Source organism: Sulfitobacter undariae (assembly GCF_014196805.1).
Taxonomy (GTDB): Bacteria; Pseudomonadota; Alphaproteobacteria; order Rhodobacterales; family Rhodobacteraceae; genus Sulfitobacter; species Sulfitobacter undariae.
The window spans coordinates 118,278-135,056 of record NZ_JACIEI010000001.1 but is presented as its reverse complement, the minus strand read 5'-3'; the positions used below and the strand labels follow the sequence as shown (position 1 = coordinate 135,056).

Genomic DNA, 16,779 nt, shown 5'->3' with positions numbered 1-16,779 from the left:
GAGATAGGTGGGTTTGATCCCAGCCTACGTCCGAAAGCCGTCTATGTGTAGAGCGCCAATGCGCCCCAAGCGGATTTATAGCAATCCGGCGTGCTTCAGACCCGCATCAACCAGCTTGCGCGTCTCATCGCTCAGCTCGGTCAGGGGCAGACGTACTTCTTCAGAGCACAGGCCCAAACGGGACATGGCGTATTTAACACCAACCAAACCTGGTTCGGTAAAGATCGCTTTGTGCAGCGGCATCAGCTTGTCTTGAGCTTTCAAGGCCCGCGCGTAATCACCCGCAAAGCAAGCCGCTTGCAGACGTGCACATAGCTCTGGTGCGACGTTCGCCGTAACCGAAATACAACCAACGCCACCTTGGGCATTGAACCCATGTGCGGTCGCATCCTCGCCGGAAAGCTGGATGAAATCCGGCCCACAGGTCAAACGCTGATCACAGACACGCGCCAGATCGCCTGTGGCATCTTTCACACCGACAATGCGCGGCAGCTTGGCCAGCTCGCCCATCGTCTCGGGTGTCATGTCCACAACCGAACGGCCGGGGATGTTATAAATAATGATCGGCAATTCGCAGCAGTCATGAACCGCAGTGAAATGCGCAATCAACCCACGTTGGGTGGGCTTGTTGTAGTAGGGGGTCACCACCAGAATACCGTTTGCGCCCACTTTTTCAGCGTGCTGTGCAAGACGAATGGATTCCAGCGTGTTGTTGCTACCAGCGCCCGCAATCACCGGGATACGGCCAGCGGCGGCTTTCACCACTTCTTCCACAACCAACTCATGTTCGCGGTGGGTCAACGTGGGCGATTCGCCAGTGGTGCCCACAGGTACAAGCCCGTTCGAGCCTTCACCGATGTGCCATTCCACGAGTTTCTTCAGCGTTTCAATATCCAGCTCGCCGTTGCGAAACGGCGTGACGAGGGCAGGCATAGAACCTGAAAACATGTGCACGCTCCTTTATGTGCTAGAGACCGAAATTGGCCGCCGAGGATGAAAACGCCCCTGATGTTGGGAACGTCGGGAAAGACCGCCGGCACGCTAAGGCATCAATTGAACCTGCGCGCAGATAGTCTATGCTCTAGGCTGTACTGTGTGCAGGGTAGGAAATGCAAGCCATGAGACACCATCTAACGGCCCTTTTGCTGATCTGTACCGTCGCGTTACCCGCGTCGGCACAGCAGCGCCCCCGCCCGCTAGGCTGGGCAGTGGACGCCATGCGCAATGGTAATTTTGCAGCGGCAGAACGGATCGCTGAACGTGATGGTATTGTCGCACGTGACGTCATCTTGTGGCACCGACTGCGTGCTGGCCAAGGCAATTTTGACCAGATTACAGATTTCATCAAACGCCGCCCCGACTGGCCCGGCATGGACTACCTCTATCGCCGCTCAGAACCCGAGGTGATCAAGCAAAGCGATGAACAGATCATCGCATTCTTTGACCAAGTAGCACCGCAAACCCCTATGGGGGTACTGGCCCATGCACGCGCCCTGATTGCTAAGGGACTAACAGGAACCGCGCAGACCAATCTAGTGCTGGCATGGCGCACCATGCCAATGAATGCGAATTCCCAAGCGGCCTTTCTAGACGCGCACGCGGCCCTGTTAAAACCGCACCATGACGCACGGTTGGATGCGATGGTCTGGCAACGCGAATACGACGAAGCGGCCCAGATGTATGATATCGCCAGTAGCAACGCCAAGGCCGCGGCACAGTCTCGGATTGCCTTCTATCGCCGCCTCGATAGTGCAGTTTCGGAGTATGAAGCCCTGCCCGCCACCCTGAAAATCACGGGCGGAGTGAACCATGCGCGATTTGAATGGCGCATTCGCTCGGGCCGTAGCGACGATGCCAAAGACCTCATGCTGGAGGCCTCCAAAAGCATCGAAGGGCTGGGCAACCCTGCCGCATGGGGCAACCGCCGCCGTGCTTTGGCGCGAGATGAAATGCGCAATGGCGACCCCAAGCGCGCCTATGCCATGGCCTCGCAGCACTGGCTGACAGAGGGATCGGACTTTGCTGATCTGGAATGGCTATCGGGCTATATCGCCCTGCGCTTCCTCAATGATCCTGCACAAGCATTGAAGCATTTCAAACAGCATGACAGTGCCGTTGAATCCCCCATCAGTCAGGGCCGTGCAGGATATTGGCAGGGCCGCGCCCTAGAGGAAATGGGCGATAATGAAGGGGCCTCCGCCGCCTATAAAATGGGGGCGGGTTTCCAAACCTCTTTCTACGGGTTGCTGGCCGCAGAACGCGCACGCATCCCCTTCCCTGACAAGCTGAAAGGCCTGCCGCCCGAGCAGGACTGGCGCACCAGCCCGCTGGCCTCGGCCCCCTTGTTCGAGGCAGGGCTACTGCTGCAAGCCTCTGGTGAATTGGACTTGGCTGAACGTTTCTGGACACATCTGGCAGACCAACTGCTAGAACCAGATCTGGAGCTGTTGGGCCAAGCCGCCATTGATGTAGAGCAACCCCATCTTGCCGTGATGATTGGCAAACGTGCTGCAAGGCGCGGCTTGGAGATTGCGTCGGCCTATTACGCGCTCCACCCGGCAGGGGCCGCCGACTTACCGATGGCACCAGAAATGACACTGGCGATTGCACGCAGGGAAAGCGAATTCGACCCCATTGTGCAATCCTCGGTGGGGGCACGCGGCTTGATGCAATTGATGCCCGCCACCGCCAAGGAAGTGGCGCAGGGCCTTGGTATTTCACCGCAACACACAACCGAGCGTTTGACCGCCGATCCTGTCTACAACGCACGCCTAGGGGCGCAATATCTGGCCGAACTGGCGGGCCGTTTTGACGGTAATGTCGTGATGGTGTCAGCAGGCTATAACGCGGGCCCCAGCCGTCCGATCCGCTGGATGCAAGATTACGGCGACCCGCGCCAAGGCGACATCTATATCGTTGATTGGGTTGAAATGGTGCCGTTCCGTGAAACGCAAAACTACATCATGCGCGTCACAGAAAGCTTACCCATCTACCGTGCGCGTCTGGGCAAAGTGGCGTTGCCGATCCCGTTCTACGATGAATTGACCGGATCAACTCTTAAGGCGTTCGCGCCAAAAGGTGAATAATCCCGCCGCCACGATAATCGCGCAACCGATGGCTACATTGGCACTGACTGTTTCGCCAAAGAAACTGATGCCGATGATGGATACAAACGCCAACTGAAGATAGGCAAAAGGCTGCACCGCGCTGGCCTCTGCCACTTCATAACAGCGAATAAGCAACCAGTGGCCCGACACCCCCGTCACACACAATAGGCCCATCCAAATCCAGTCTTGACCGCTCATCGGTTCCCAAAACCATACGCCGAGCAACGTCATCGCAACAGCGCCCACAGTGCCGGTCCAGAAAAAGCTGGTGGCCGTGCTATCGCGCCGCCCTGCATAGCGCGTGAGCAGACCGTAGATTGCGAACATAGCAGCAGCCAGCAGCGGGATAAGCGCACGCAGATCAAATACTTGCCCGCCCGGTTGCAGAATAATCATCACCCCGATGAACCCCACCGCAATCGCAGCCCACCGCCGCCAGCCGACACTCTCGCCCAGAACAGGACCAGAAAGGGCGGCAACCAGCAAAGGATAAGAGGTAAATACCGCATGGCTTTCAACCAACCCCAGAATGGTGAAGGCCGCAATCATCACACAAATCTCAAAGGCCAGCAGCAGGCCACGGGTGATCTGGATCAGCGGTTGCTGGGTCTGCGCCGCAGCACGAATACCGCCCGCATGCCGTTTCGCAATGGTGATCACAAAGGCCGCAAAGAACCAATAGCGGATCATCACCACCATCAGCACGTTGTACTGCCCCGCCAGATGCCGCGACAGCCCGTCCTGCACCGCAAAGACAAGTGTCGTGGCAATCATCAGCATGATGCCCAGCGGGATGTTATTGCTTTGCTTGGTCATAGCCGTACCGCCCGCGTCATATGCCGCTTGCGGCCATAGCCTTGCACGCGGGCCACTTCAAATCCCGCATCCGCCAACCCACGCCGCACAAACCCTGCGGCTGTGTAAGTTGCCGCCGTGCCGCCCTGTGCCGTATGCGCGGCAACATCTGCCATCAATTCAGGTGACCAGAGTTCAGGGTTTTTGGCAGGTGAAAACCCGTCCAGAAACCACGCATCTGCTTGGCCGTCCCAGTTGGGCAACATCTCACGTGCATCGCCAATCACAACTCGCAGTTCAAAATCCGCGCCCTCCAGATGGTCGGGAAATGTGGTGACCTGCGCCAGATCATCGGGCAGCCCGTCAAAGGCACGCAGGGAGGCGTGCAGATCAGACATGGCCATCGGATAAGCCTCAAAGCTGGTAAAGCGCAATTTCCCACCGCAGCCACAGGCGCGAAACGCCTGCAAGGCCACAAGGAAATTCAGCCCCGTGCCAAACCCCAATTCAGCCACATGAAATCCATCGACAAAGCGTTCAGGCAGGTCATTCCCCCCCAAAAACACATGTTTGGTTTCTTCCATGCCATTATCGAGGCTAAAGTAGGGGTCATCAAAACGTGTCGATACGGGAATAACTCCGTCACGCCATTCAATATCTGCTGTCTGGTCCTGCACGGTGATGCCCTGTATCTGTCATTCCAGCGCAATCTGCGCCCAAAGAGAGGCAGGATCAATGACCGATATCACAATACGGGGCGCGGGGATATTCGGGCTGTCGATTGCATGGGCCTGTGTGCAGCGCGGCGCCCGTGTCCAGATCATTGATCCCAACGGCCCCGCCGCAGGCAGCAGTGGCGGCATCGTCGGCGCCTTGGCCCCGCATGTGCCTGAAAACTGGAATCCTAAAAAGGCGTTTCAACTTGAAAGCCTGCTAATGGCGGAAGGGTTTTGGCGCGGTGTGGAACAGGCTGGGGGCAAGCCATCAGGCTATGCCCGCACAGGCCGTTTACAACCCATCGCAGATACCGCCGCACGCGCCCTTGCCCAGCGCCGTACCGAGTCTGCAAAGGATCTGTGGCAGCATAATGCAACGTGGGAGATCATACCTGCCCCAGATACCCCATGGCAACCTAACAGCCCCGATGGCCACCTGATCCGCGACACGCTCAGCGCCCATCTACACCCGCGCCAAGCATGCGAAGCACTGGTTGCCGCCCTTCACAATCACGGCGTTCAAGTGCAGCAAGAAGGCGACGACAAAGGCCGTGTTTTATGGGCGACAGGTGTGGCGGGGCTGGAAGCGCTGAACATCGGGCGCACGCGGATCATGGGGAACGGGGTAAAAGGACAAGCCGCGCTGCTGCGTTATGACGCCGCCGGCGCACCGCAACTGTTTGCAGGCGGCGTGCATGTCATCCCCCATCTGGATGGCACAATTGCCATCGGTTCCACCTCCGAGCGCGATTATGAGGCCCCCACGAGCACCGATGCGCAGCTTGACGATGTGATCGCTGCCGCCCGTGCGGCTGTGCCAGCGCTAAAAGATGCGCCCGTGATTGCCCGCTGGGCTGGCGTACGTCCACGTGCGCGGTCCCGTGCGCCGATGTTGGGTGCTTGGCCTGATCGCGACGGTCACTTCATTGCGAATGGGGGGTTTAAAATCGGGTTTGGCATGGCCCCCAAAATTGCACAGGTCATGGCGGATGTGCTGCTAGAAAACAAAGACACCATTCCAGACGGCTTTCGCGTGGAGGACAATCTATGAACCCGCAGCTGATCACACTCGACCATTTTGTCCTGACCGTTAAGGACATCCCAACGACGCTTGCCTTCTATGAACAGGTGTTGGGTATGACACGGACTCCCTTCACCGTCGCCGATGGCAGCACCCGTTACGCGTTGCACTTTGGGTCGATGAAAATCAATCTGCACCAATGCGGCGCAGAGTTTGAACCCAAAGCAGGTCATGTGCAGGCACAGGTTCTGCTGATCTGTGTTTCTTAACCCAAACGCCCTTGATGGAGTGGCAAAACCATCTGGCACGTCTAGGCGTCACAATAGAAACGGGTCCGGTGCAGCGTACAGGCGCAACCGGACCCATTATGTCGCTTTATATACGCGACCCAGACGACAATCTCATCGAGATTGGCATATTGGTTTAGCGTGTCATCTCGGCGCGTAGGTTCTGCATCAACTGGGTCAACTCGTTGATGTACATCTCGCCCGTAAGCTGCCCATTGGCGTCAAACGCCTCATAGCTGGCCGCCAAATGAATTTCCGGCCCCTGCAAAATGCGTGGACGGAACGGCACCATGAATCCCCGCAGAACGCTTTGCGCACGCTCGCCGCCCGCACGACCCGCCGTTGCGGACATCACGACGACGGGTTTGTTGGTCCACGGTTTGGTTGCGGAACGGCTGATCCAGTCCAAGGCATTTTTCAACGCACCTGACGGGCCTTTGTTATACTCGGGTGAGGAAATCAGCACCGCATCCGAATCCGCAATCTGCTGCACCAAAGCCTCTACAGCCGCAGGCACGCCATGCGCCTCTTCGTCGTCGCCGTTGTAGAGAGGTAGATTGATATCAGCTTGGGTATATTGTGCATCGCCGAACAGGCGCGCTGCCTCGGCCAACAAAAGCGAATTGTGGCTTTCCTTGCGCAAAGAGCCAGAAATGCCGAGAAGTTTAGGAGAAGCCATTGATACCGTCCTTATTCAAATAACTGTTGCCTAAGTATGTGAGAGTTCAGGGTGTAACCTCAAGAGACCAAGCCACACAGGCTCTGTGCATCTTTGCACCGCGCATAAAAAAGGCCCCGATGCATACCTGCACCGGAGCCTGTATCAGAATGCTATGCGCAATCAGGTCGCGTTTGGTAGGATCACAATCTCAACGCGGCGGTTTTGTGCCTTGCCTTGTGGATTCAGGTTGCTTGACACAGGCTGGCTTTCGCCACGGCCAAATGACTGAACCCGCGCGCTAGAGATGCCATTGTTCAGCAGAACATTGGCAACAGCCTGGGCGCGGCTTTCGGAGAGCTGCTGGTTATAGCTGGCTTCGCCATCGCTATCTGTGTGACCGATGATCTGAATTGTCGAATTCGGATAGGCCTGAAGGTTGCCGGCAACGGCACCCAGATCACGTTGCAGATCAGGACGCACGGCGCTGGAACCTGTTGAAAACAGGATGTCCTGCGGCAAGGTCACAATCAGACGGTCGCCTGTGTTGTTGATCGTCACGTTGTCATTGCCAAGGCTGGCACGCAGATCGCGCTCTTGCTTGTCCAGCAAAGCACCGCCGCCTGCACCCAATGCCGCACCAATCAACGCGCCCTGCAACGCGCCTTTATCACGGTTGCCGTCACCTTTGGACAGCGCACCGATTACAGCGCCCGCACCGGCACCAATCAAGGCGCCGTTTTTCAGGTTTTTATTAGAATCGCCGTTTTGGGCCAAAATTGAGCCGTTTGGATCTGTACACGCGCCCAGCGCCACAACACCCGCCATCGCAACAACGAGAGGGAATTTCATGATTGTCATAGTCTACTGCCTTACTGTTTCGGCTCCGTTCGGGCGAAGCATCTTTTCGGTAAACGCAGCATAAGGCGAAATGGTTCCCGACAAAATGCCGCATTGCGGGGAATAAGCGACATCTTGCGCATATTTTGTTACAACACCTCTGCCCGTGCCGCTTCATATCCCAACATCGCCCGCTTCATCGGCAGCCCCCAATGATAGCCGCCCAACTCCCCCGACTTGCGCAACACGCGGTGGCACGGGATCAAATAACCGATCGGATTGCGCCCCACGGCGGTTCCGACCGCACGCACTGCTTTTGGACTGCCGACAGCTTTGGCGATTTCACCATAGGTGGTCACTTGCCCCTCTGGCAGATGCAGCAGCGCCTCCCAAACCTTGATTTGAAACGGCGCGCCCATCAGATACAGCGGCGCAGGATCGCGGCCTGCATCCATCCCGAACGCGGCCAATACCCACGGACGCAATGCATCGGGGTTTTCACTAAACTGCGCAGCAGGCCAACGCGCCCGTAAATCCGCCAGCGCGGCCTCCTCGCCCAGTTCGGCGGCAAAAGCCACGCCGCAAATACCCCGATCTGTTCCCATCACCACCACGCGGCCAAACGGGCTGTCAAACCAGCCCCACGATATCTCCAGTCCAGCACCGCCTGTGGCAAACTCTCCGGGACTCATCGCTTCCCAGCGCACAAACAAATCATGCAAACGGCCTGTTCCCGACAGCCCCGTAGACAGCGCCGCCTCTAGTGTTGTGAAACGGTCGCGCAGCAACGTCTTGGCATGACCCAATGTCAGATATTGTTGATACCGTTTGGGCGACACCCCCGCCCAACTAGAAAACACACGCTGGAAATGCGCAGCACTCATCCCCACCTCACCTGCCAATGCCTCAAGGCTTAGCGGCGTATCAGCGGCATCAATCGCGGCAATCGCACGGGCAATCACCCCGTAATGATAGGCGTTCTCGGATGTATCTGGACTGTGGATCATCTGTTTCATGGTCCTACAATATGCCGCCCCCGTCTTGCACGCGACCCGAAACCTGCGCATACCTTGCCCTTATGAGCACAGCAACAAAACAACTCGATTACCACACGATCCGCGCCATCATGGAACGCTTTCAAGAAGCCGATCCAGAACCAAAAGGCGAGCTGGATCACACCAACGTCTATACGCTGGTGGTCGCGGTGGCGCTGTCGGCGCAATCTACAGATGTGGGCGTGAACAAAGCCACCCGCGCGCTGTTCCAGATCGTGGACACGCCGCAGAAAATGGTGGACCTCGGGCTTGAGGCCTTGACCGACCACATCAAAACCATCGGTCTGTTTCGCCAAAAAGCCAAAAACGTCATGAAGCTGAGCCAGATATTGGTGGATGACTATGACGGCATCGTGCCCAATTCCCGCGCCGCACTGCAATCTTTGCCCGGCGTCGGGCGCAAAACTGCGAATGTTGTGCTGAACATGTGGTGGCAGCAACCTGCACAAGCTGTGGACACGCATATCTACCGTGTTGGCAATCGCACGGGCATTGCTGTTGGCAAAACCGTTGAATCAGTTGAACGTGCCGTAGAAGATAACATCCCCGCTGATTTCCAGCTTCACGCCCACCATTGGCTTATTCTCCACGGGCGATACCATTGCAAAGCCCGCAAACCCCAATGCAGAACCTGCATCATCAGGGACCTATGCGAATACAAGGACAAGACAGAATGAAAACTTACGATCTCGTAGGCATCGGCAACGCCGTAGTAGATGTAATCAGCCATTCGGATGATGCGTTTCTAGATAATATGGGCATTGAAAAAGGCATCATGCAACTGGTGCCACAGGACCGCGCCGAGCAGTTGTACGGCGCGATGACCGACCGCCTGCAAACCCCCGGCGGTGCTGTGGCCAACACAATTGCTGGCGTTGGTGCGCTGGGTCTGGACACTGCCTTTATCGGGCGGGTGCGCGATGATGGGCTGGGCCGTTTCTATGCCAATGCAATGACAGACAATGGCATAGATTTTGTGAACCCGCCTGTGGTCGAGGGCGAAACGCCCACCTCGCGCAGCATGATCTTTGTCACGCCAGATGGCGAGCGCTCCATGAATACCTATCTGGGCATCTCCACAGGATTGTCTTCGACGGATGTTCCTGCGGAAGTTGCAGGCAATGCCAAGATCATGTTCCTAGAGGGTTATTTGTTCGACGAAGACGCTGGCAAAACAGCCTTCCGCGAGGCCGCACGCGCCGCCAAAGCGGGCGGCGGTATGGCGGGTATCACCATCTCCGATCCCTTCTGCGTAGAACGCCACCGCCCCGACTTCTTGCAGATGATCGAACATGAACTGGATTATGTGATCGGCAATGAGGCCGAAATCAAATCCCTGTTCGAAACCGATGATCTGGAAGACGCCATGGCGAAAACTTCGGCGATGTGCCCTATCATGGTCTGTACCCGTGGTGGCGATGGCGTCACCCTGATCCGCGGCGGAGAGCGCGTGGACATCCCCGCCCCGGAACGCATCACCCCCGTTGACGCCACTGGCGCAGGCGATCAATTCGCCGCTGGCTTCCTCTATGGCATGGCCACTGGGCGTGACCTTGAAACATGCGGGCGTATGGGCAATCTATGCGGCTCCGAAGTCATCTCTCACGTTGGTCCGCGCCCCGAGAAAGACATGATGGAAATCTTTCGCGCCGAGGGTTTGCTATGACGCTTGAGAACGGATTGTTTGACGTCCCCGCAGGCAAGCTCCCTGTGATCATCACCCATTTGCAAATGCACGCGGCCCCCGCCCTAAAGGACATCACCCTGCCCGAGGGCGTGACCTTCAGACAAGTCACCCCAACGCTGGAATGGTACCGCGATGTATTCAACCGCGTCGGCACCCAAGAATGGCTCTGGACCGAGCGCCTTGAATTGACCGATACCGATCTCCAAGCAATTCTGGACAACCCCGATGTCGCTTTTTTCACCCTCTCCAAAGACGGGCAGGACGAAGCACTGCTGGAATTAGACTTCCGCCAGAAGGACGAATGTGAGCTGGCCTATTTCGGCATGACACGGGCGTTGATCGGCTCGGGTGCGGGGCGTTACCTGATGAACCAAGCCATCACCCGCGCATGGGCGCAGAACATCACCCGCTTTCATGTGCACACCTGCACCGCAGACAGCCCGCAAGCAGTTGGTTTTTATATCAGATCGGGCTTTACCCCGTTCAAACGTCAAATCGAGATCGAAGATGATCCACGCCTGACAGGTTTCTTGCCACGTGACACCGCCCCTGCCATCCCGATCATCTGATCGAGGTGCAGGCCCCTCCGGCAAAGCAGGTTTTGACCGCACGGATCATCTTGGGCGTGGGTGTGCCAAACAGATTGCCCCCGCAAGGGTTGATCGAGATAACATTCCCCTGCGCGCCTAATTCCACAAACGCCAACACTTCGGTGCCGCGTTGGGCGCTGGCGCACCACGGGCCGAAACAAGCAACCGACAACGTCACATCTTGGTTGTACGGCGTGGAAAATCCTTTCGCCGAGAGGGACGTGCCCTTCAACCGCGCAGCGATCCGGGTTTGCTCTGGCGTCGCCCTCTGGTCCTTGCGGTTCGTTTTTGGCAATTTGCGCGCGTCGAACTCAAGCCGCCCACGGACCACCAAAAACTTAGCCTCCGACTCCTGCGCTTGCTGGAAAGCGGCCTGAACCGAATGCGGCATACAAGACAGCGCCGCGGCGGCCACAGGCGTGCAAGCAACCACAGCCGCAAGGATAATTTTCTTCATAGATACTCACTAAACTCTTTAACAACACGCGTATAAACCTCGCGCTTGAACGGCACAATACCATCTAACATTTCCGCTGGGGCCAACCACCGCCAGCTTGAAAACTCGGGAATTTCGGTTTGAATGTTCACCTGATCGTCGGTGCCATTGAACCGCAATAAAAACCACATCTGCTCTTGGCCACGATACCGGCCTTTCCAGATTTTCGGCGCCACATCATGAGGCAGATCATAAGGCAGCCATTCTGCGGTCTGCGCCTCGATGCTGACCAGATCGCGGGTGATGCCGGTTTCTTCTTCCAGCTCACGCAGGGCGGCGTCGCGGGGCTCTTCGCCTTTGTCCACGCCGCCTTGCGGCATTTGCCACGCATCATAATCGCGGTCCATCCGCTGGCCAACAAACACCTCACCTTTGGCATTCAACACCATGATACCCACACAAGGGCGGTACGGCAGTTTTTCAATTTCTTCCGGCGTCATGGGGGCATCACTTTCTCTGAACATTTCTTCGCGCCACCCTACATCACAGCAGCCTGCCCCGAAAGCACCCGCTGCTTGACGCGGCGTTTTTAATGACAAGGGCACAGGCTACCGCCATTCTCTTTCTATCATATAAACGCCAGAAGGGTTTTCCCATGTCCAGCTATCCCCATATGCTCGCCCCGCTTGATCTGGGCTTTACCACCCTCAAAAACCGCGTCCTTATGGGCTCCATGCACACAGGCCTTGAAGAAACCAAGGACTGGAACCGCGTGGCAGAGTTTTACGCCGCGCGCGCGCGGGGCGGTGTGGGCCTGATGGTGACTGGCGGCATCGGCCCCAACCCTGAAGGCTCGGTTGCGCCGGGGGCCTCAATGATGGTCAGCGCTGATGATGTGGCGAACCACAAGATCGTGACAGACCGCGTGCATGAGGCTGGCGGCAAAATCGCCATGCAAATTCTACACGCAGGCCGCTATGCCTTTAGCCCCAAATGCGTGGCCCCTTCTGCCATCAAATCCCCCATCTCTCCTTTCCCGCCCACGGAATTGGACGCCGCAGGGATCGAGAAACAGATCGCCGATATCGCCCATTGCGCCGCCCGCGCCAAAGAGGCGGGGTATGACGGCGTGGAGGTCATGGGGTCTGAAGGGTACTTCCTGAACCAGTTCTTGGTCAGCCACACCAACAAGCGCACCGATGAATGGGGCGGCAGCTATGAGAACCGCATGCGCCTGCCGATTGAGGTGGTCAAACGGGTGCGCGAGGCTGTCGGCACTGACTTCATCGTGATCTATCGCCTGTCGATGATCGATCTGATCCCCAATGGCTCCACCTATGAAGAAGTTGTGCAATTGGCTGTCGAGATCGAAAAAGCAGGCGCGACGATCATCAACACAGGCATCGGCTGGCACGAAGCACGCATCCCCACCATTGCGACATCTGTTCCACGGGCAGCTTTTGCTTGGGTTACGAAAAAGCTGATGGGCCAAGTCTCCATTCCGCTGATCGCGTCCAACCGTATCAACACCCCCGACGTTGCCGAAGATGTCATCGCCAGCGGCTGCGCCGATATGGTTTCCATGGCGCGCCCGATGTTGGCCGATGCCGATTTCGTCAACAAAGCCGCCAAGGGCCGCGCTGACCACATCGCGCCCTGCATCGGCTGTAACCAGGCCTGCCTTGATCACACATTCGGCGGCAAAATCTCTTCCTGCCTTGTGAACCCCCGTGCCTGTTATGAAACAGAACTGGTGCTGGAACCCGTCACAACCGCCAAAACCATCGCAATTGTCGGCGCTGGCCCCGCAGGCCTCTCTGCCGCCATCGCCTCAGCCGAGCGCGGCCACAATGTGACGATCTTTGACCGCGCTTCCGAGATCGGCGGTCAGCTGAACCTTGCAAAACAGGTTGCTGGCAAAGAAGAGTTCTGGGGGTTTGTCGATTGGTACCGCACCATGGTCGCCCATCACGGCATCACCGTAAACCTGAACACCGAAGTTTCCGCCAATGATCTGGACGGGTTTGACGAAGTCATCATCGCCACAGGTGTGGTGCCACGTGATCCGCAGATTGAGGGACAGAACCGCGACAACGTTGTCAGCTATATTGACGTGCTGAACGGTACTGCCAAGGTCGGCAAAAATGTGGCTGTGATCGGCGCGGGTGGCATCGGTTTTGATGTGTCCGAATTCCTTGTGCAAAACGGCCAAAGCACCACGCTGAACCTGCCTGACTGGATGCGTGAATGGGGCGTTGCAGATACATCCGATCACCGCTCCGGCCTTGCCCCCGAAGGGCCACAGCCCCATAAACCCGCCCGCGCCGTGACGATGATGCAGCGCAAACCCACCAAACCGGGTAAGGGATTGGGTAAAACCACAGGCTGGATTCACCGCGCCTCACTCACCATGATGGACGTGCAGATGATGGCAGGCGTGAACTATGAACGCATCGACGACGCAGGCGTGCACATCAGCTTTGGCGAAGCGCGGGAAAACCCGCAAGTCATCGCGGCCGATACGGTTGTGCTCTGCGCGGGCCAACTCTCGGATCGCACGCTGGCGGATGCGCTAGAGGCCAAAGGCAAAACCTGCCACGTCATCGGCGGCGCGGATGTGGCCTCTGAACTAGACGCGAAACGCGCCATTGATCAGGGCACAAGGCTGGCCGCAACACTGTGATCTAAGCGCCCAAACATAAATCGCCGCGCCACATTACCTTGGCGCGGCGGAACTCCACAGACGGTCAGGCAAACCACAAATCTTTAACGCCTGCTTTGCGTCCAATCGCTGCAAACTCAGTAATGAACCTAATAAACGAAGCGTTCAACAAAGGGTGGTTTTGATTGCGTTAAAAGGTGCCGCTTTTGCTTGCGTAAAAAAGGAGGGCTTTAGAATCAAGATGGGCTGAGCTTGACGGCCAAGAAGTTCAATTCTTAAACATTAGGAAAACTCTATTCTTCCTGCCAACAGAGATTAGCCAGAAAGTGAGTCCAGCGCAGAATCCCGTGACTAACCCAAATATGAAATAGGCCATATTTACTGCTATCCCCATCAATCCTCCAATGAGGATAGAACCGAGAACCGGTGGTATCCACCATCCAATGGACGACTTTTTCCAACATAGAATCACCCACAAGAGTAACGCACAAATACTCACAATCGCGGCCATCAAACCGCCGTACGCAAAGTATACAAATAGACCTAACCAAACAGGTTTATCGTGGGTAATATCCCAATCAAAAAATTGACCCCCTACATACATAGTAAGGATTGCAACAAGGGATGCACCAAAGAGGCCTAACATGACGTCAATGATGTGTGGCGAGCTATTCATGGTCATGTTCCCGAATTCTCTGTGATGACGAACATCGTTGCTTTGATTTTAAACAACCATGCTCAAAATAGATACCTTTTAGATGCTAAACGCACCCTTCCAGAACCACTCTTTTCAGTAACAAGCGCACAACACCCCGCTAGGCGCCGCCTCACCCGTGATTGCGCATATGTGTAATACCGTGCATCACTGGCGATAGAGTTAAACAGTATGCCTGATCACAGACAAAGGACGTGTTATGCCCATCTGCGTTTTTGACATTGCCGAAGACGGTAGCACCACAATCCCGACCACCAAGGACCTGACAGGACCTGCACGCTATCGCTGGTGGCACTTTGATTTGTCTGACCCGAATTTGGCTAGCTGGTGTGAGACGCATCTGGCTCCCATCCCAGCGGGGGCATTGCTACAGCCGGAAACCCGTCCCAGATGTGACAGTTTTGAGGACGGGCTGATCCTGAATCTGCGCGGCATCAACCTGAACCCCGGCCAACCCGCCGAGGAAATGGTATCCGTTCGCATGTGGGTTACGGATAGCGCAGTGGTGACGGTGCGCGTGCGCCGCGTCTTTGCCATTGATGAAATCCGCCAAGGTGCCGATGCCCATATGGCACCGCCTACACCTGCCATATTTGTCACCGAACTGGTGACCCGCCTGACTGCCCGTGTGCAGACAGAAGTCAACTCCATCAGCAAGATCACCGAATTCTTCGAAGCGGATCTGGAAGATGAAACAACTCCAACCCCGTTAGAGCTGCCCCAGACCCGCCGCCGTGTCATCCGTCTGCGCCGCTATCTTGATCCACAACGCGCCGCGCTGAACTCGCTTGCGACCGCCACGCTGATCCCCGTCAAAGATCACCCTGCCCTGCGCGAAATCACCAACCGCACCACAATGGCGGTTGAAGAATTGGAAGCCCTGCAAGAACGTCTGAACACCGTGCAGGATGACCACGATTTGGACGTGGCCCGCAATCAGGCCCGCAACAGTTTTATTCTGTCTGTCGGTGCGGGTATCTTCCTGCCGATCAGTTTTCTCACAGGGCTATTTGGCGTCAACGTCGGCGGCATGCCGGGCATCGACAACCCGTGGGCCTTCACAATTCTATGCGTTTCAATGATTATCCTCGCGCTCGCGCTTTTACTGTTTATCCGCAAGAAGCAGTGGCTTTAATCTAGGCGCGAAACACACTGTTCCCCTGTTTCCTGCCTTGCAACGGTTTTGCAATTACCTTGCTACTGTCCCATAGCTGCCCCTATTGCGCCCCATTCTGCCTTCATAGCTGGCCCTCGAACTAGGAAAAGAAGGGGACGGCCGATGGACCGCCTGACAGAAATGGAAGCATTCGCCACTGTGGTGGATCAAGGGGGCTTTACCGATGCCGCCAAGAAGATGGGGATTTCAAAATCCGCTGTCTCAAAGCATGTCTCGTCACTGGAGGCTCGCCTTGGTGCCCGCCTTCTTAACCGGACAACACGCCGCGTATCGCCGACTGAAATCGGCCTTGCCTACTACGACCGCGCCCGTCGCGTTCTGAACGACGCAGGTGAAGCGGATGCCCTTGTGACATCCATGCAATCCGCGCCGTCGGGCTTGCTGCGTATTTCGGTGGCAACCGATTTCGGGGTTAATCATCTCTCGCCGGTTTTATCAGAATTCCTTGGGGATTTCCCTGACATCACGGTGAACATGGTCCTCAACAACCGCTATGTCGAGCTGATCTCAGAAGGCTTTGACATGGCCGTTCGCATCGGTGAGCTGGAAGACAGCACCCTGCGGGCACGTAAGCTGACCGAAACAACAAAACGCATGATCGCCTCGCCTGCCTATTTCGAAAAATATGGCCGCCCCGAGAAGATTGACGATCTGAATGATCACAAACTGCTGCATTACTCCAACCAATCCAGCGGCAACGTCTGGAAGCTGACAGCCCCCTCTGGCGAAAAGCGTCAGGTGCGTACAGCAGGGTGGCTTTCGGTCAATGACGGGCAATCCTTGCTAAATGCTGCCATCTCCGGACTTGGCATCGCCTACCTGCCCAGCTTCCTCTACTCGGAAGCCATGGCAAAGGGCCTTATTGAAGACGCAATTCCCGAATTGCCGCTAGAAACCCAAGGTATCTACGCGGTCTATCCTCCGGGGCGCTTCACCCAGCCCAAGGTCCGCGCCTTCATCGACTTTTTGGTCCATTCCTTTGCCGAAAAAGGCCCAAGCGACTGGTAAACCAATCTCCCGACACCATTTCCCC

The 16,779-nt window shown here is 56.6% G+C and carries 17 protein-coding genes; 9 read left to right on the top strand and 8 right to left on the bottom strand.

The window, feature by feature from the left end; translation table 11 throughout:
• Window positions 1-75: 75 nt before the first annotated feature.
• Window positions 76-948 (bottom strand): 4-hydroxy-tetrahydrodipicolinate synthase, encoded by an 873-nt coding sequence (gene dapA / locus GGR95_RS00645; RefSeq protein ID WP_184561743.1) that lies wholly within the window; start codon window positions 946-948, stop codon window positions 76-78.
• A gap of 161 nt (window positions 949-1,109) precedes the next feature.
• On the opposite strand from dapA, the gene GGR95_RS00640 reads away from it, so the two are divergent.
• Complete coding sequence (locus GGR95_RS00640) at window positions 1,110-3,086, top strand: lytic transglycosylase domain-containing protein (RefSeq protein WP_184561741.1); 1,977 nt, start codon at window positions 1,110-1,112, stop codon at window positions 3,084-3,086.
• Here the strand turns inward: GGR95_RS00640 and GGR95_RS00635 are convergent.
• Window positions 3,051-3,923, bottom strand: a complete 873-nt coding sequence (locus GGR95_RS00635) for a DMT family transporter (protein WP_184561739.1) — start codon at window positions 3,921-3,923, stop codon at window positions 3,051-3,053. The two genes, GGR95_RS00640 and GGR95_RS00635, sit on opposite strands and share 36 nt — an antisense overlap.
• A complete protein-coding gene (gene mnmC2 / locus GGR95_RS00630) occupies window positions 3,920-4,579 on the bottom strand; it encodes a tRNA (5-methylaminomethyl-2-thiouridine)(34)-methyltransferase MnmC2 (RefSeq protein WP_184561737.1) in 660 nt (219 codons plus the stop codon). The genes GGR95_RS00635 and mnmC2 overlap by 4 nt, the downstream gene beginning before the upstream one ends.
• Before the next feature lie 58 nt (window positions 4,580-4,637).
• On the opposite strand from mnmC2, the gene GGR95_RS00625 reads away from it, so the two are divergent.
• Window positions 4,638-5,669, top strand: a complete 1,032-nt coding sequence (locus tag GGR95_RS00625) for an NAD(P)/FAD-dependent oxidoreductase (RefSeq protein WP_184561735.1) — start codon at window positions 4,638-4,640, stop codon at window positions 5,667-5,669.
• On the top strand, window positions 5,666-5,908 hold the full coding sequence (locus GGR95_RS19095) for a VOC family protein (protein WP_343042021.1): 243 nt from the start codon (window positions 5,666-5,668) through the stop codon (window positions 5,906-5,908). Before GGR95_RS00625 ends, GGR95_RS19095 begins: the two co-directional genes overlap by 4 nt.
• Window positions 5,909-6,062: 154 nt before the next feature.
• On the opposite strand, the gene GGR95_RS00615 is transcribed toward GGR95_RS19095, so the two are convergent.
• From GGR95_RS00615 to GGR95_RS00605, 3 genes are all read right to left on the bottom strand, one after another.
• A complete protein-coding gene (locus GGR95_RS00615; RefSeq protein ID WP_184561733.1) occupies window positions 6,063-6,605 on the bottom strand; it encodes an NADPH-dependent FMN reductase in 543 nt (180 codons plus the stop codon).
• A gap of 162 nt (window positions 6,606-6,767) precedes the next feature.
• Window positions 6,768-7,445, bottom strand: coding sequence for a YiaD family glycine zipper/OmpA-like lipoprotein (locus GGR95_RS00610; protein ID WP_184561731.1), 678 nt, complete (start codon window positions 7,443-7,445; stop codon window positions 6,768-6,770).
• 128 nt (window positions 7,446-7,573) lie between these two features.
• Window positions 7,574-8,431 carry a methylated-DNA--[protein]-cysteine S-methyltransferase gene (locus tag GGR95_RS00605; protein ID WP_184561729.1) on the bottom strand — a complete coding sequence of 286 codons (858 nt, stop codon included), beginning with the start codon at window positions 8,429-8,431 and terminating at the stop codon, window positions 7,574-7,576.
• Between the two features lie 71 nt (window positions 8,432-8,502).
• Between GGR95_RS00605 and nth the strand changes: the two genes are divergently transcribed.
• The 3 genes from nth to GGR95_RS00590 are packed head-to-tail and all read left to right on the top strand — an operon-like array spanning window position 8,503 to window position 10,735.
• Window positions 8,503-9,156: an endonuclease III gene (gene nth / locus GGR95_RS00600; RefSeq protein ID WP_184561726.1), complete on the top strand. Its 654-nt coding sequence runs from the start codon at window positions 8,503-8,505 to the stop codon at window positions 9,154-9,156.
• Window positions 9,153-10,145, top strand: a complete 993-nt coding sequence (locus GGR95_RS00595; RefSeq protein ID WP_184561724.1) for an adenosine kinase — start codon at window positions 9,153-9,155, stop codon at window positions 10,143-10,145. The genes nth and GGR95_RS00595 overlap by 4 nt, the downstream gene beginning before the upstream one ends.
• Entirely contained in the window at window positions 10,142-10,735 is a 594-nt protein-coding gene (locus GGR95_RS00590; protein ID WP_184561722.1) for a GNAT family N-acetyltransferase, read from the top strand. The genes GGR95_RS00595 and GGR95_RS00590 overlap by 4 nt, the downstream gene beginning before the upstream one ends.
• Here the strand turns inward: GGR95_RS00590 and GGR95_RS00585 are convergent.
• Both GGR95_RS00585 and GGR95_RS00580 read right to left on the bottom strand, forming a co-directional pair.
• A complete protein-coding gene (locus GGR95_RS00585) occupies window positions 10,728-11,213 on the bottom strand; it encodes a hypothetical protein (RefSeq protein ID WP_184561720.1) in 486 nt (161 codons plus the stop codon). The two genes, GGR95_RS00590 and GGR95_RS00585, sit on opposite strands and share 8 nt — an antisense overlap.
• Window positions 11,210-11,692, bottom strand: a complete 483-nt coding sequence (locus GGR95_RS00580; protein WP_184562740.1) for an RNA pyrophosphohydrolase — start codon at window positions 11,690-11,692, stop codon at window positions 11,210-11,212. The genes GGR95_RS00585 and GGR95_RS00580 overlap by 4 nt, the downstream gene beginning before the upstream one ends.
• A 155-nt stretch (window positions 11,693-11,847) precedes the next feature.
• Here GGR95_RS00580 and GGR95_RS00575 point away from each other — a divergent pair, with 155 nt between their 5' ends.
• From GGR95_RS00575 to GGR95_RS00565, 3 genes are all read left to right on the top strand, one after another.
• A complete protein-coding gene (locus GGR95_RS00575) occupies window positions 11,848-13,875 on the top strand; it encodes an NADPH-dependent 2,4-dienoyl-CoA reductase (protein ID WP_184561718.1) in 2,028 nt (675 codons plus the stop codon).
• Between the two features lie 893 nt (window positions 13,876-14,768).
• Entirely contained in the window at window positions 14,769-15,704 is a 936-nt protein-coding gene (locus GGR95_RS00570; RefSeq protein ID WP_184561716.1) for a CorA family divalent cation transporter, read from the top strand.
• A gap of 144 nt (window positions 15,705-15,848) precedes the next feature.
• Complete coding sequence (locus GGR95_RS00565) at window positions 15,849-16,754, top strand: LysR family transcriptional regulator (protein ID WP_184561714.1); 906 nt, start codon at window positions 15,849-15,851, stop codon at window positions 16,752-16,754.
• The last annotated feature ends 25 nt before the right edge of the window (window positions 16,755-16,779 follow it).

Excerpts from the sequence above, each read along its gene's own strand:
- dapA (WP_184561743.1), bottom strand. The coding sequence starts at position 948 with ATGTTTTCAGGTTCTATGCCTGCCCTCGTCACGCCGTTTCGCAACGGC.
- GGR95_RS00640 (WP_184561741.1), top strand. The coding sequence starts at position 1,110 with ATGCAAGCCATGAGACACCATCTAACGGCCCTTTTGCTGATCTGTACC.
- GGR95_RS00635 (WP_184561739.1), bottom strand. The coding sequence starts at position 3,923 with ATGACCAAGCAAAGCAATAACATCCCGCTGGGCATCATGCTGATGATT.
- GGR95_RS00625 (WP_184561735.1), top strand. The coding sequence starts at position 4,638 with ATGACCGATATCACAATACGGGGCGCGGGGATATTCGGGCTGTCGATT.
- GGR95_RS19095 (WP_343042021.1), top strand. The coding sequence starts at position 5,666 with ATGAACCCGCAGCTGATCACACTCGACCATTTTGTCCTGACCGTTAAG.
- GGR95_RS00615 (WP_184561733.1), bottom strand. The coding sequence starts at position 6,605 with ATGGCTTCTCCTAAACTTCTCGGCATTTCTGGCTCTTTGCGCAAGGAA.
- GGR95_RS00610 (WP_184561731.1), bottom strand. The coding sequence starts at position 7,445 with ATGACAATCATGAAATTCCCTCTCGTTGTTGCGATGGCGGGTGTTGTG.
- GGR95_RS00605 (WP_184561729.1), bottom strand. The coding sequence starts at position 8,431 with ATGATCCACAGTCCAGATACATCCGAGAACGCCTATCATTACGGGGTG.
- nth (WP_184561726.1), top strand. The coding sequence starts at position 8,503 with ATGAGCACAGCAACAAAACAACTCGATTACCACACGATCCGCGCCATC.
- GGR95_RS00595 (WP_184561724.1), top strand. The coding sequence starts at position 9,153 with ATGAAAACTTACGATCTCGTAGGCATCGGCAACGCCGTAGTAGATGTA.
- GGR95_RS00590 (WP_184561722.1), top strand. The coding sequence starts at position 10,142 with ATGACGCTTGAGAACGGATTGTTTGACGTCCCCGCAGGCAAGCTCCCT.
- GGR95_RS00585 (WP_184561720.1), bottom strand. The coding sequence starts at position 11,213 with ATGAAGAAAATTATCCTTGCGGCTGTGGTTGCTTGCACGCCTGTGGCC.
- GGR95_RS00580 (WP_184562740.1), bottom strand. The coding sequence starts at position 11,692 with ATGACGCCGGAAGAAATTGAAAAACTGCCGTACCGCCCTTGTGTGGGT.
- GGR95_RS00575 (WP_184561718.1), top strand. The coding sequence starts at position 11,848 with ATGTCCAGCTATCCCCATATGCTCGCCCCGCTTGATCTGGGCTTTACC.
- GGR95_RS00570 (WP_184561716.1), top strand. The coding sequence starts at position 14,769 with ATGCCCATCTGCGTTTTTGACATTGCCGAAGACGGTAGCACCACAATC.
- GGR95_RS00565 (WP_184561714.1), top strand. The coding sequence starts at position 15,849 with ATGGACCGCCTGACAGAAATGGAAGCATTCGCCACTGTGGTGGATCAA.